The sequence below is a fragment of the Peribacillus kribbensis DSM 17871 genome (genome assembly GCF_000430765.1).
GTDB lineage: Bacteria > Bacillota > Bacilli > Bacillales > DSM-1321 > Paraperibacillus > Paraperibacillus kribbensis.
In genome coordinates, this window is record NZ_AUMQ01000022.1 from 14,405 (window position 1) to 28,286 (window position 13,882).

The 13,882-nt window shown below is 47.6% G+C and carries 10 protein-coding genes; 1 reads left to right on the forward strand and 9 read right to left on the reverse strand.

Going from position 1 to position 13,882, the window contains the following annotated elements; translation table 11 throughout:
* Positions 1-4: 4 nt before the first annotated feature.
* The 3 genes from remA to H539_RS0101875 all read right to left on the reverse strand — a co-directional run bounded on the left by remA (position 5) and on the right by H539_RS0101875 (position 4,108).
* A complete protein-coding gene (gene remA / locus H539_RS0101865; RefSeq protein ID WP_026692088.1) occupies positions 5-268 on the reverse strand; it encodes an extracellular matrix/biofilm regulator RemA in 264 nt (87 codons plus the stop codon).
* Between the two features lie 61 nt (positions 269-329).
* A complete protein-coding gene (locus tag H539_RS0101870) occupies positions 330-1,205 on the reverse strand; it encodes a YicC/YloC family endoribonuclease (RefSeq protein ID WP_026692089.1) in 876 nt (291 codons plus the stop codon).
* Positions 1,206-1,429: 224 nt separating this feature from the next.
* Positions 1,430-4,108, reverse strand: a complete 2,679-nt coding sequence (locus H539_RS0101875; RefSeq protein WP_026692090.1) for a cation-translocating P-type ATPase — start codon at positions 4,106-4,108, stop codon at positions 1,430-1,432.
* Between the two features lie 503 nt (positions 4,109-4,611).
* On the opposite strand from H539_RS0101875, the gene H539_RS0101885 reads away from it, so the two are divergent.
* Positions 4,612-6,339: an Rqc2 family fibronectin-binding protein gene (locus H539_RS0101885; RefSeq protein WP_026692091.1), complete on the forward strand. Its 1,728-nt coding sequence runs from the start codon at positions 4,612-4,614 to the stop codon at positions 6,337-6,339.
* A 214-nt stretch (positions 6,340-6,553) separates the two neighbouring features.
* Here the strand turns inward: H539_RS0101885 and pyrE are convergent, their stop codons facing one another.
* The 6 genes from pyrE to H539_RS0101920 are packed head-to-tail and all read right to left on the reverse strand — an operon-like array spanning position 6,554 to position 13,882.
* Positions 6,554-7,186 (reverse strand): orotate phosphoribosyltransferase, encoded by a 633-nt coding sequence (gene pyrE, locus H539_RS0101895; protein WP_026692092.1) that lies wholly within the window; start codon positions 7,184-7,186, stop codon positions 6,554-6,556.
* Positions 7,183-7,899 carry an orotidine-5'-phosphate decarboxylase gene (pyrF, locus tag H539_RS0101900; protein WP_026692093.1) on the reverse strand — a complete coding sequence of 239 codons (717 nt, stop codon included), beginning with the start codon at positions 7,897-7,899 and terminating at the stop codon, positions 7,183-7,185. The genes pyrE and pyrF overlap by 4 nt, the downstream gene beginning before the upstream one ends.
* Positions 7,871-8,812, reverse strand: coding sequence for a dihydroorotate dehydrogenase (locus tag H539_RS0101905; RefSeq protein WP_026692094.1), 942 nt, complete (start codon positions 8,810-8,812; stop codon positions 7,871-7,873). Before H539_RS0101905 ends, pyrF begins: the two co-directional genes overlap by 29 nt.
* Positions 8,809-9,588, reverse strand: coding sequence for a dihydroorotate dehydrogenase electron transfer subunit (locus H539_RS0101910; RefSeq protein ID WP_026692095.1), 780 nt, complete (start codon positions 9,586-9,588; stop codon positions 8,809-8,811). Before H539_RS0101910 ends, H539_RS0101905 begins: the two co-directional genes overlap by 4 nt.
* The gene (gene carB, locus H539_RS0101915) at positions 9,585-12,797 is read right to left on the reverse strand and encodes a carbamoyl-phosphate synthase large subunit (RefSeq protein ID WP_026692096.1); all 3,213 of its coding nucleotides are present in this window, start codon (positions 12,795-12,797) and stop codon (positions 9,585-9,587) included. The genes H539_RS0101910 and carB overlap by 4 nt, the downstream gene beginning before the upstream one ends.
* Positions 12,776-13,882, reverse strand: coding sequence for a carbamoyl phosphate synthase small subunit (locus tag H539_RS0101920; RefSeq protein ID WP_026692097.1), 1,107 nt, complete (start codon positions 13,880-13,882; stop codon positions 12,776-12,778). The genes carB and H539_RS0101920 overlap by 22 nt, the downstream gene beginning before the upstream one ends.

A 13,882-nucleotide genomic window follows, 5' to 3' on the forward strand; every position in this document is an offset into this window, starting at 1 on the left:
TTACCTACCCTTCATCCACATTTTCATCTCTGTCATGCAGCCTTGCCGCCACTGTTTCAGGCTGCACGGCGGACAAAATGACATGATCCGAGTCCGTTATAATAACGGCCCTTGTCCTCCTGCCATATGTTGCATCTATCAGGGAGCCTCTGTCTCGGGAATCCTGGATGATTCTTTTAATCGGAGCAGATTCCGGGCTTACAATCGAAACAATCTTATTTGCAGAAACGATATTCCCAAACCCTATATTTATTAGCTTGATAGGCACCAGCGATCCCCCATCCATCCCTATACTATTTTGGCCTTGCATATATTTATATAAACGAACCCTATTCGATATTTTGAACTTGTTCTTTAATTTTTTCAAGCAGACTTTTTACTTCCACCACTTCAGCAGCAATGGAGGCATCATTTGCCTTTGAACCAATGGTGTTGATTTCCCGGTTCATTTCCTGGACAAGGAAGTCCAGCTTTCTCCCGACCGGCTCTGATGAAGCGATGTTCTGCTCAAATTGAATCATATGACTGAACAGCCTTGAAAGTTCCTCATTGATATCGGCCTTCTCGGCAAAAACCGCCGTTTCCGTGAGCACCCTGGTTTCGTCAATCAATCCTTCCGTAAAGGAGGCCATACGTTCAAGGAGCCTGTTCTTATAGCTTTCAGATACGAGAGGAGCACGTTCTTTTAGAAGCTCCACCGCCGCGCGGATTTTCCGCAGATGATCCGCGATGTCTTTTTCAAGCAGCATACCCTCCTGCTTCCTCATCTCATACAGATTAGCGGCCGCTTCCTTGACCGCAGACATCACAGCCGGCTCGAGCATCGGATTGAGGTCTTCCCCCTCCACGATGGAAACCAGTTCTTCCAGTTTCAAAATATCCTGCAAAGCCGGGCTTGAGTCGAGGTTATATTTTTCCCTGACCTGTGAAACCACAGCAAAGTAATCGTCCATCAGATCCCAGTCCACTTCGATTTTCCGCTGGTGCAGGACGCTTCCTTCAAGGTTGATAAAAACTTCCACTCTTCCTCTTTTTATGTATTGGCCTATCTGTTTTTTTATGGCGTCCTCTAAATAAAGCAGCTCACGAGGCATTCGCACCTGATATTCGGTGAAACGGTGGTTTACCGTTTTTATTTCGACGCGGACCTGCATCTCATCCGGATCTGCAGTTCCCCTTCCGTACCCAGTCATGCTTAGTACCACATTCTTCACCCCTGGCGTCTAATTGAACAAAACATTTGCAGCTGCTATATAAAAAAGGCTGTTATTGCACCTTTTTCAAAGAAACAGACACAGCTGCTATTTAGAATAATAGAGGTGTCTTATTTCCCAGTCAAAAAAAAGGCTGCCTTTAGCCCGAAAAAGTTCCAAAAAAATAAAAAGGTAATAGAGATCCACCCCTACTACCTTAAAGATTATATCATAACTTATTTTGTTTTTCTTGCTAAAAATGTTCCGGCCAGTAAAAAAGTTGGGATTGAAGCCATTCCGACGATCAAGAGCCATTCACGCGAACGTATAGGCACGGTATGGAAGATCGGCTGAAGAGGCTTATAGTAGATGACAGCCAGCATCAGCAGAACAGAGGAAATGACAGAACCCACAAGATAGAGATTCCCAAACGGGTTCCTCGCAAAAATGGACTTTTCACTCCGGCAGTCAAACACATGGATCAGCTGGGCAAGCACAAGTGTAGCAAAAGCAACCGTCTGGGCATAAACCAGGTTCTCTGGATTGGACTTATACACGATCATAAAGGCGGCAAGGGTCACTGCCCCGATTAAAAAGCCGCGGGAAATGATTTTCCAGCCCAGTCCCCTGGCAAATACTCCTTCGTTCGGCAGCCGCGGGCTCCGCTTCATGACGTTTTCCTCCGGCTGGTCGAGGCCGAGGGCCATTGCCGGAAGTCCGTCCGTCACAAGGTTGACCCATAAAATCTGAACCGGGATGAGCGGAAGGGGCAGGCCGAGAAGCATGGCAAAAAACATGACCAGTATTTCCCCTACATTGGAGGCTAATAGATATCGGATAAACTTCCGGATATTCTCATAAATGTTCCGGCCTTCCTTAATGGCTGCCTTAATGGTGGCAAAATTATCATCCAGCAGCACAAGCGCCGACGCTTCCTTCGCAACATCCGTCCCTGTTATGCCCATGGCGATCCCAATGTCTGCAGATTTAATGGCAGGTGCATCATTCACTCCATCGCCCGTCATAGCTACAACATGTCCCTTTTTCTGCAGTGCCTTGACAATCTTCAGCTTGTGTTCAGGCGATACTCTGGCATATACCGAAACTCGGTCTGCGACCTTCTCCAGTTCATCCGTTTCCATGGCGGAAAGTGCCGCTCCATCAAGGACCAAGTCATCTTTCTTTAAAATCCCGAGCTGGGAGGCTATGGCCTTTGCTGTCGTTACATGGTCTCCTGTGATCATGACTGTTTTAATTCCCGCATCCCGGCACTCTTTAACAGCATCCTTCACCTCAGGACGCGGCGGGTCAATCATGCCCTGAAGCCCGATCAAAGTAAGTTCTGATTCGGCTTCCTTTTCATCCAGAATAATGGTGCTGCTCCTTAAGGGCTTAAAACCGATCGCTATGGTCCTTAATGCCAGGGCCGCAAGCCCGTTCACAGCATCCCCCACTTTTTGATGAAGATCAGGAGACAGATGCTGCTGCTTCTCATCCCAGAGAATGGTGGAGCATCTTCCTGCCAAAACATCAGGGGCTCCTTTGGCTACCACGAATGACCGGCCATTTTCATCTTTGACAATCATGCTCATCATTTTCCTTGCAGAGTCAAAGGGGAACTCCTTTATGATACTGAACTGCCTGGCCAGGCTTTCTCTCGTAAAACCTGCCTTCATCGCAGCTGCCAGCAAAGCCCCCTCTGTCGGGTCGCCATCCAGGATGTAACCTGAATCACCCTTTATCAAATTAGCGTGATTACAGAGCATGCCGAAGGATAACAGCTGTTTCAAAGATTTATCCCTGTCGGCTGAAACAGAATGGCCGTCCGAGATAAACTCCCCCTGCGGATCATACCCGGTTCCCGTAACATTCCATGTTTTCCCCCCGCTCCATAAAGCGGTGACCGTCATTTTATTCTGGGTCAGGGTTCCGGTTTTATCGGAACAGATGACCGAAGCGCATCCAAGCGTTTCAACGGCAGGAAGCTTCCTCACAATGGCTTTCTGCTTGATCATCCTCTGAACGCCAAGGGAGAGGGCAACGGTCACGATAGCCGGCAGGCCTTCTGGAATGGCGGCGACGGCTAAGGATACTCCTGCAAGGAACATCGTATAAAAGCTCTGGCCCTGAATGACCCCGATGGCCACTACAATCACTGTCAAGATAAGAGCCGCGGAGATGAGAATTTTCCCAAGCTGTTCAAGCCTTCTCTGTAAAGGCGTTTCCATGGTTTCAGCAGACTGCAGCAGATCTGCGATTTTGCCCATAGCCGTATCCATACCGGTCGCAATGACGGTCCCAATCCCGCTTCCCCTGGTCACCATGGTGCCCATAAAAGCCAGGTTCTCCTGGTCTCCGATCTGATCGGAAGCCTGCTTGATCGCTTCAGTTTTTTTGGCCACCGGGACAGATTCACCAGTCAGGGCAGATTCCTCAATTTCAAGGCCGCTTACTTCCACGATCCTTACATCAGCACCGATCCGGTCCCCGCTTGAGAACTTGATGATATCCCCGACGACAGCTTCTCTGGAAGGAATTTTTACCCACACCTTGTCCCTTTTCACCTGAATCTGGGGAGCCGAAAGACTTTTAAGGGCCTGAAGCGACCTTTCAGCCCTCCTCTCTTGATAAAACCCCAGGATTCCGTTTACAATGACAATGGCAATAATCGCAATCGCATCTATATATTCGCCAAGCAGGCCGGATATCAAGGTGGCTCCAAGCAGAACCAATACCATAAAATCTTTAAACTGAGCAAAAAACAGCAGGATGGCAGACTGCTTCTCCCCTTCCCTAAGCTCATTAAACCCCCGCTTCTGCTGGCGCCTGACCGCCTCCTCCTCCGAAAGCCCGTCCATTATACTAGTCTGAAGAGCCGCTTCGACCTCTTCCCTATCCATCTCCCGGAACTTCATTCAGCATCTCACTTCCCCCTCATAATTACAAAGACTTGTCCCTCTCCTCCCATGAATATGTAGAGAGAGAAGAAAAAATGATATAATTATATGAAAAGCGGAGAACGGTGCTTTTCAACTAAAAAATAATGGAAAGATCCATGTTGATCTAAACCTATTTGGGTGATAGGACTTATTGAAAAGCAGACACCTGAAAGGCATAAGACAAGCAGGCATGGGAAGTGCTTTTCCTTCCCATGGACTGATTGGCTAGACCCGCGGTGTCAGTTCGGAGCTGGATCCCAAGAAAAGCGGAAAGCTGTGCCTTCCAGCAGTGTTTTCTTGAAAGATGCATGATTATCCTATTCCCTTATTTCCGGGTACTATTTAGGAAGGCAGAGGCCCTAGATTGAAAATCAATCTGCTACTTTATAGAACTTTAGGGTAATAAATGATTATAAGAATTTAAAAAATCAAGCAATGATCCAATCTATAAATAAGCAATATGTAAAGGATGTTTTTTTATGTCATTTGACGGTTTATTCACGAAAGCGATGAGCGAAGAAATTTCTTCCCTCCTAAAAGGAGGACGAATTAATAAAATACACCAGCCATCAAAAAATGAAATTCTGATGGTGGTCCGGGCGGGCGGCAAAAATCAAAAGCTGCTGATTTCAGCCCATCCCAGCTATGCACGGGTTCAGCTGACCGGCGAGAGCTATGATAATCCTTCTGAGCCGCCGATGTTCTGCATGCTCCTGCGGAAGCATCTGGAGGGTTATATTCTGGAGGATATCTATCAGACAGGAATAGACCGTGTCCTGGTTATCGAAGTCAAAGGAAGAAACGAATTAGGGGATATTTCCCACAAGAAATTAATTGTTGAAATCATGGGAAGGCACAGCAATATTGTGCTTGTAGATAAAAGCCGGAATATGATCCTGGACAGCATCAAGCATATCTCCCATGCCGTAAATACGTACCGGGCGATCTTGCCCGGCCAGCCGTATGTGGAGCCGCCTGCCCAGGAAAAACTGAATCCACTGGAGTCATCAGAGGATGATCTGCTTAAAGGCCTTGATTTCAATGAAGGACGTCTGGACAAGCAGCTAATGAACAGATTCGCAGGAATCTCACCGCTGTTTTCCAAAGAAGTTCTATTTAAAGCAGGCCTGGCAAACCGGTCCACCCTTCCTAATGCATTTTTCGAATTGATTGACAGAGTGCGCGCTGGAAATTATGAACCAACGCTAATCGTTTCAGAGGGAAGGGAATACTTCTACTTCCTGCCGCTAGAGCATATCAAAGGAGAAAAGACCCGCTACCCTTCGCTCTCGATGCTTCTCGACCGGTTTTACTTTGGAAAAGCCGAGCGGGACCGCGTTAAGCAGCAGGCCCACGACCTTGAGCGGTTCATGCTGAACGAGAAGAAGAAAAACGAAAAGAAAGTCGGCAAGCTGGAGGAAACCCTCGCAGACAGTGAAAAAGCGAAGGATTTCCAGCTTAGCGGCGAGCTGCTTACAGCGAATCTGTACTCCATGGAAAAAGGCATGAAAGAAATTGAGGTCTTGAATTATTATGATGAAAATGGGGGAACCCTGGTCATTGAACTTGACCCCCAAAAGACTCCTTCTGAAAATGCACAAAAGTATTTTGTCAAATATCAGAAAGCCAAGAACTCGGTTGAAATCGTAAAAGAGCAAATCCGTCTTGCCTTGGATGAAATAGCTTACTTCGACAATCTCCTTCAGCAGCTGGAGTTTGCTTCTCCCAAGGATATAGCTGAGATCAGGGAAGAGCTTCAAGAGGGCGGTTATATACGATCCAAACAGAAAAAAGGCTCTAAAAACAAACAGAACCAAAAGCCTGTTCTGGAGAAATATCTGTCTTCTGATGGTGATGAGATATTTGTAGGAAAAAATAATACTCAAAATGATTATTTGACGAACAAATTCTCCCGCCGTGACGATGTCTGGCTCCATACGAAGGATATCCCCGGCTCACATGTAGTGATCCGGAATGGCAGTCCCTCCGAGAAGACCCTGAAGGAAGCGGCCGTCCTAGCAGCGTATTTCAGCAAAGCGAAGGAATCCGGTTCTGTACCGGTAGATTTCACTTTGGTGCGGCATGTAAAAAAACCCAATGGCGCGAAACCTGGATTCGTCATTTATGACAACCAGCAGACACTTTTTGTCACTCCTGCGACCGAAAAAGTCATGGAGCTTAAAAGAAACACACTGGTTAAGAGTTAAATCACTGCAAAAAGAGCGGCTGTCCCATAAGTCCCTAAAATAATGCAGGTGGAGAAAAACAAAACGTTTTCTCCACCTGCTTTTATTTTTGTTCAGCTGACTGCTCTATCTAGGATTTTACCGATTGGAGGATCAGCAGATGCAGCCCCATTTTAAAAGGGACTGTCCAGAAAATCGGTTTACCTGACATTTCAGGCAGCCCCTTGCTTTTTTCTTATGCCTCCAGCCAAGTAAGATCTGAAGGATCTTTTCTCCATTGAGAGAGCTTGTTTAAATCACGTTCCTCGATATAGCCTTTTTCCTTTGCGGCCTGGATTAGAGAGGTATAGTCGCTAAGCGATACAGCCTTCACCTGTTCTGATTCAAGCATTTCTCTGCCCTCTGTCAGCTCATAGGTAAAGATCGCCGCAACCCCAAGCACCTCGCAGCCAGCCTCACGGAGGGCTTTTACAGCTGTGATCGCGCTGCCTCCAGTTGAAATGAGGTCTTCCACAACCACGACCTTCTGCCCCGGTTCTGCTTTCCCTTCTATCTGCTTTCCTTTTCCATGCCCTTTCGCTTTTGAGCGGACATAGCACATTGGCAGGTTCAGGACATCACTCACCCAGGCTGCATGCGGAATACCCGCTGTAGCCGTTCCTGCAATGACCTCTGCCTCGGGAAAATGCTCTTGGATGAGGCTTGACAGACCTTCCGCAATCTCTTTTCTTAAAGAAGGATATGAAAGGGTTAAGCGGTTATCACAATAGATGGGGGACTTAATCCCGGAAGACCAGGTGAATGGATCATTCGGCTGCAGAAAAACAGCTTTAATTTCTAATAACTTCTCGGCTAGTTCGTGTTTCATGCTTTAATTCCCTCCCAGGCTGTTTTTATTTCTCTATAAGCTTTGAATGGATCCTTTGCTTTTGTAATCGAGCGTCCTACTACGATCGCGTTTGTTCCAAGCAGCCTTGCTTTCTCGGGTGAAGCGATTCGTTTTTGATCATGGGCTTCATCTCCCGAATTGCGGATTCCCGGAGTGACAGTTAAGAAATCATTCCCCAGCTGTTCATGAATTCTCCTGACTTCATGACTTGAGCATACGACACCGTCAAGACCTGCCTCGTGGGCAAGCTTAGCGTAAGAAAGGACAGCTTCCTCCAGAGGCACTTGAATCAGCTGTTCTGTATTCATCTGTTCTTCAGTGGTGCTTGTCAGCTGGGTCACCGCAATGCAAAGCGGCCTCTTAGCTCCTGAAGGAGTTCCTGCATCAAGCCCCTCCAGGGCACCGGCCATCATATTCCTGCCGCCTACTGCATGGACATTCACCATATCAGCGCCAAGGGAAGCAAGACCCTTCATGGCCTGCTTTACTGTATTTGGGATGTCATGGAGCTTAAGATCAAGGAATATTTGATGGCCCTTCTCCTTTATATCCCAAACGATATCAGGACCGTTCTGATAGAAAAGCTCCATGCCGATCTTTACAAACAGTTTTTCTTCTTGAAATCTATCTAAAAAGGAGTCTGCCTCCTGCTTATTTGAAAAATCAAGCGCGATGATAGGCAAAATGGCCATGGTTATTCCAGCTCCTTCCTCTGCTTTCGGAAATATGTTCATATCCTAAACGGTGCAGGAGCTCCGGCAGCTCTTGAATGATGCCTGGACAGATGAAAGGATCCACGAAGTTTGCAGTGCCTACCGCTACGGCACTTGCTCCCGCGTAGAAAAATTCGATTACGTCTTCGGCACTTTCTACTCCTCCCATGCCAATAATCGGGATGGAGACTGCCTGTGATACTTCATATACCATTCTAATGGCTACAGGCTTTACGGCCGGGCCGGATAATCCGCCAGTCCGGTTTGCCAGGACCGGTTTTCCTGTTTTAAGATCAAGCCTCATCCCGAGCAGTGTATTGATCATGGTGAGGCCGTCAGCACCGCCGTCCTCGACAGCCTTCGCCATCTCCACTATATTCGAAACATTTGGGGAGAGCTTCACATATACCGGAACCTCTGAAACTTCTTTTACCATTCTGGTAAGTCTTTTTGCCACCTCCGGAATGGTCCCAAATGCGATCCCCCCTTCTTTAACGTTAGGGCAGGAGATATTGAGTTCAAGAGCGTGGACATTTTGGGCTTTTGATAGTTCTCTTGCCACCGTTACATAGTCCTCTTCTTTGGAGCCGGCCACATTCGCAATGACTGGAAGATCAAATTGTTCAAGCCAGGGGAGCTCCTCGTTCAACACTTTATCAAGGCCCGGGTTCTGCAGTCCGATGGCATTCAGCATGCCTGCTGATGTTTCGGCCACCCTTGGTGTCGGGTTGCCGAAGCGAGGTTCTTCTGTCGTCGCTTTAATCATGATCGATCCGAGGATGCTTAAGTCATACAGCCTGCTGAACTCGCGTCCAAATCCGAAGCAGCCGGAGGCCGGCATGATTGGATTTTTTAATTGCAGGCCTGGCAGTTCTATATGTAATCCCTTCATATCAAAACCTCCCCTGCCCTGAATACAGGGCCGTCACTGCAAACTTTTTTATACGAAAATCCCGACGGATCATCAGCCGTATGACATACGCATGCAAAGCAGGCACCGATGCCGCAGCCCATCCTCTCTTCCAGGGATAAGAAGAGCCTTTCATGTTCATAGCGTTTTTCAAGTGCTCTAAGCATCCCTGTCGGCCCGCAGGTATAGATAAGATCAAAGCCGGGATGAAGGGCATCGAGTACATCTGTAACAAAGCCTTTTGTTCCATAGCTGCCATCTGCTGTGGCTATATACGTCTCCCCAAGCTGTAAAAATTCTTTTTCATAAAAAACGGCCTCTTTATTTTGAAAACCTAAGAGATGAATCACAGTAATTCCATTTTCCGTCAGCCTTTTGGACAGCTCGTAAAGGGGAGGAACCCCAATTCCTCCGCCCACCAATAAAGCCGTTTCCCCGGCGGCTGCCTCCTCAACCGGGAAGCCGTTTCCCAAAGGGCCGAGCACATCCACTTTCTGGCCGGCTGCCTTCTCTGAAAGCAGGGATGTGCCTCTTCCCTCACTCCGGTAAATCATTGTAAACTGCTTGTTTACCTCATCAATGGAAGCTATGCTGACCGGCCTTCTCAGTAAAGGATCAAAGCCCTCAGACACCTTTATATGAACAAACTGACCCGGGTTCTTCATCTCTGCTGCCAGTTCACCAGCAAGAGTCAGTTCAAAGATGGAGGCAGCAATCTCTTTCTGTGAGATGATCTCCATTTTTTCCTTCCTGATCATACTGTGATCACCTCATTCACTCTTTCGGCAGGCTTCATGGCTTCCGTTGAAAAGGACATGGACTCAATGACGCGCAGGATGGCCGCAGCAGTATCCAGGGATGTCAGGCAGGCCACCCCGTTTTCAACAGATTCGCGTCTGATCCTAAAGCCATCTCTCTCTGGCTGCTTGCCTTTTGTAAGGGTATTGATGACGAACTGTGCCTCTCCATTCCGGATGACATCTAACAGTGTACGTCCTTCTGAGCCGATTTTCCCCACCGTGCTTACAGGAATGCCTGCTTCCGCCAGGTACTGGGCTGTGCCGCTGGTTGCCAGGAGCTTAAAGCCGAGATTATAAAATCTTCCCGCAATGGACCGTGCTTCTTCCTTATCCTTATCAGCAACGGTAAGAAGGACTGAGCCATGTCCCTGGATTTTGATGCCGGACGCCACCAGACCTTTATATAACGCTTTTTCAAGGGTAATGTCTTTCCCCATTACCTCACCTGTGGATTTCATCTCCGGACCAAGCGTGATATCCACCCTCCTTAATTTTGCAAAAGAGAAGACAGGCACCTTTACATACACTCCAGTCTTTTCGGGGACCAGCCCTGAGGTATAGCCCTGTTCAGAAAGCGTTTGTCCCAGGATGACTTTGGTTGCTGCGTTTGCCATCGGCACATTCGTGATCTTGCTTAAAAATGGTACAGTCCTGCTTGAGCGGGGATTCACTTCGATCACATAGACTTCATTTTTGGATATCACATATTGAATGTTGAGCAGGCCGATGATATTGAGCCCCTTTGCAAGCTTGGTTGTGTATTCGATGATCTGTTTTTTTAGATCCTGCGTCAGGCTCTGAGGAGGATAAACGGCAATCGAATCACCTGAGTGGACTCCCGCCCTTTCGATATGCTCCATAATTCCTGGAATCACAACATCTTTTCCATCCGAGATGGCATCCACTTCTATTTCCCTGCCGGTCAGGTAGCGGTCGATCAGGACCGGATGCTCTGGATTTACTTTAACCGCATTTTTCATGTAATGAAGGAGTTCTTCTTCCTTATATACGATTTCCATTGCTCTTCCGCCGAGCACATAGGACGGGCGGACAAGCACCGGATATCCGATTTCCCCTGCAATGGCAGCCGCCCCCTCATCAGAAAACGCTGTTTTGCCTTTTGGCTGAGGGATTCCAAGCTCAGTCAGGGCATGCTCAAATTTATCCCGGTTTTCTGCCCTGTCCAGATCCTCTAAAGTGGTACCTAAAATTTTCACGCCGCGTTCAACCAATTTGTCTGCCAGGTTGATCGCAGTCTGTCCGCCAAACTGGACGATGACTCCTTCGGGCTTTTCCAGATCAATAATGCCCATTACATCTTCAATGGTCAGCGGTTCAAAGTACAGCTTGTCGGATATGCTGAAGTCGGTTGATACGGTTTCCGGATTGTTGTTGATGATGATTGCTTCATAGCCTGCCTGCTTGATCGCCCAGACAGAATGTACCGTTGCATAATCGAATTCTACTCCCTGCCCGATGCGGATCGGCCCTGAACCCAGAACGACCACACTTTTCCTGTCTGTCACGATGGATTCATTTTCTTCATCATAGGAGCCGTAGAAATACGGAGTTTCTGACTCGAATTCAGCCGCACAGGTGTCGACCATTTTATAGACCGGTATCAGGCCATTTACCTTTCGCCACTCGTACACATCTCTTTCCGGCACCTCCCAGAGGGATGCCATGGCATGATCTGAAAAGCCCATCCGCTTGGCTTTCACAGCAGTATCCAGCTCAAACGGATGATCTCTAAGTATGGATTCATAACGAATGATATTTTCAAATTTCTTTAAGAAGAATAAATCGATTTTACTCCACTCATGGATGGTTTCAATTGTGATGCCTCTTCTCAAAGCTTCTGCTAGATAAAGCAGTCTTTCATCTCCGGCTTTACGGATCCTTTTTTCAACCAAGGCATCCTCAAAGTCTCTCAGCTCTTCTAATTCAATATGATGCAGACCTGACTCCAGCGATCTTACTGCCTTCAGCATGGATTCTTCAAAGGTGCGGCCAATCGCCATGACTTCCCCCGTTGCCTTCATCTGTGTTCCGAGCTTGCGGTTGGCCGATTCAAATTTATCAAATGGCCAGCGGGGAATCTTTGATACGATATAATCAAGGGCAGGTTCAAAGCTTGCGTAAGTTTTTCCGGTAACAGGATTCATCATTTCATCAAGAGTTAATCCAACCGCGATCTTGGCAGCAAGCTTTGCAATCGGATAGCCTGTAGCCTTGGAGGCAAGCGCGGATGAACGGCTGACCCGCGGATTCACTTCAATGACAAAGTAGTTGAAGCTGTCAGGATCAAGTGCCAGCTGCACGTTGCAGCCACCCTCGATTTCCAGTGCCCTGATGATTCTGAGGGACGTGTTCCGGAGCATCTGATACTCCCTGTCACTTAGCGTCTGGCTTGGCGCCACAACAATGGAGTCACCTGTATGGACTCCTACCGGATCAATGTTTTCCATATTGCAGACCACAATGGCGTTGTCATTCGAATCACGCATCACTTCGTATTCGACTTCTTTAAAACCGGCGATGCTTCTTTCAAGGAGACACTGTGTGACAGGGCTGTATTTAAGCCCGCTTGTTACAGTCTCGATCAGTTCTTCTTCATTGGTGCAGATTCCTCCCCCTGTCCCTCCAAGTGTGAAGGCCGGGCGTACGATAATGGGATAACCGATCTGTTCAACAAAGGCATATGCTTCTTCAAGTGTATGGATAATTTCGCTGTCTGGCACAGGCTCTCCCAATTCATTCATCAAGCTTCTGAACAGATCGCGGTCCTCAGCCTTTTCAATCGCTGACAGCTTTGTACCGAGGATTTCCACGCCGCATTCCTGAAGGACTCCTGAGTTATGGAGTTCAACGGCAAGGTTTAATCCTGTCTGGCCGCCAAGGGTCGGCAGCAGGGCATCCGGACGTTCTTTTCGGATGATCCCGCTGACGAATTCCAGCGTAAGCGGCTCAATATAAACGGCATCCGCAATCTCTGTATCCGTCATGATCGTTGCAGGGTTAGAATTAATCAGGATGACTCTGTATCCCTCTTCCCTCAATGCGATGCAGGCCTGTGTGCCTGCATAGTCAAACTCTGCAGCCTGGCCGATCACAATCGGACCTGAACCTATTACTAAGATGCTTTTTATATCAGTACGCTTTGGCATGGTGATACCCCTTTCTGTTTTGCAGCTTCAATCATTTCCATAAACTGGTCGAACAGGACATTCGCATCCTCCGGACCAGGAGATGCCTCCGGGTGGTATTGAACGGTGAAGGCGTCAAGTTTTTTATGTCTCAGACCTTCTACGGTCCCATCATTAATGGCGATATGTGTAATGTCTAAATCTGTATGTTTAATAGACTCTTCTTCTACGGTATATCCATGGTTTTGCGAGGTGATGGCAATTTTTCCGGTTGTTAAATCCTTAACCGGATGGTTGGATCCCCTGTGGCCGAATTTCATTTTTTCGGTGTTGGCTCCATTGGCCAGTGCAAATAATTGGTGTCCGAGACAAATTCCGAATAACGGTACTTTTCCCTGAACCTCCTGAATCATCTTTATGGCTTGAGGCACATCCTTTGGATCCCCAGGTCCGTTGGAGAGCATGATTCCATCCGGGCTTAAGTTTAGAATTTCTTCAGCTGTCACATTATAAGGGACCACAATAACATCGCAATCCCGCTTATTTAATTCCCTGAGAATCCCGTGCTTCATGCCAAAGTCCACTAATACAACGCGGCTTCCCCTGCCAGGGCTTGGATATGAGGATTTAGTAGAAACCCTTTTTACCTGGTCTATCGGAAGAACGGCCGCCTTCAGATGTGAAAGAATTTCTTCATCCGCTTTCTCATATGAGCAAAGGGCACCCTTTAATGTCCCATATTTGCGTATGATTCTGGTCAGCTTCCTAGTATCGACTCCTGCAATTCCCGGAATTTTCTTCAGCTTAAAGAATTCATCCAGTGAAAGCTGGCTGCGCCAATTCGAAGGAAATTCAGCCGCCTCCCGGACAATGAATCCATGGATAGCGGGATTGATTGATTCAAAATCATCCCGGTTAATTCCATAATTCCCCACCAGCGGATACGTAAGAGTCACAATTTGTCCGCAGTAGGATGGGTCAGACAGGATCTCCTGGTATCCGGTCATCCCCGTGTTAAATACGATTTCCCCTATTTTTTCAACATCTGCTCCGAATGCTTCCCCTATAAATACCGTTCCGTCTTCAAGTACAAGCTTTCTCTTCAT

Bases quoted from the DNA above. Each gene is read 5' to 3' on its own strand.
- H539_RS0101875 (WP_026692090.1), bottom strand. From the start codon at position 4,108: ATGAAGTTCCGGGAGATGGATAGGGAAGAGGTCGAAGCGGCTCTTCAG.
- H539_RS0101885 (WP_026692091.1), top strand. From the start codon at position 4,612: ATGTCATTTGACGGTTTATTCACGAAAGCGATGAGCGAAGAAATTTCT.
- pyrE (WP_026692092.1), bottom strand. From the start codon at position 7,186: ATGAAACACGAACTAGCCGAGAAGTTATTAGAAATTAAAGCTGTTTTT.
- pyrF (WP_026692093.1), bottom strand. From the start codon at position 7,899: ATGGCCATTTTGCCTATCATCGCGCTTGATTTTTCAAATAAGCAGGAG.
- H539_RS0101905 (WP_026692094.1), bottom strand. From the start codon at position 8,812: ATGAAGGGATTACATATAGAACTGCCAGGCCTGCAATTAAAAAATCCA.
- H539_RS0101910 (WP_026692095.1), bottom strand. From the start codon at position 9,588: ATGATCAGGAAGGAAAAAATGGAGATCATCTCACAGAAAGAGATTGCT.
- carB (WP_026692096.1), bottom strand. From the start codon at position 12,797: ATGCCAAAGCGTACTGATATAAAAAGCATCTTAGTAATAGGTTCAGGT.
- H539_RS0101920 (WP_026692097.1), bottom strand. From the start codon at position 13,882: ATGAAGAGAAAGCTTGTACTTGAAGACGGAACGGTATTTATAGGGGAA.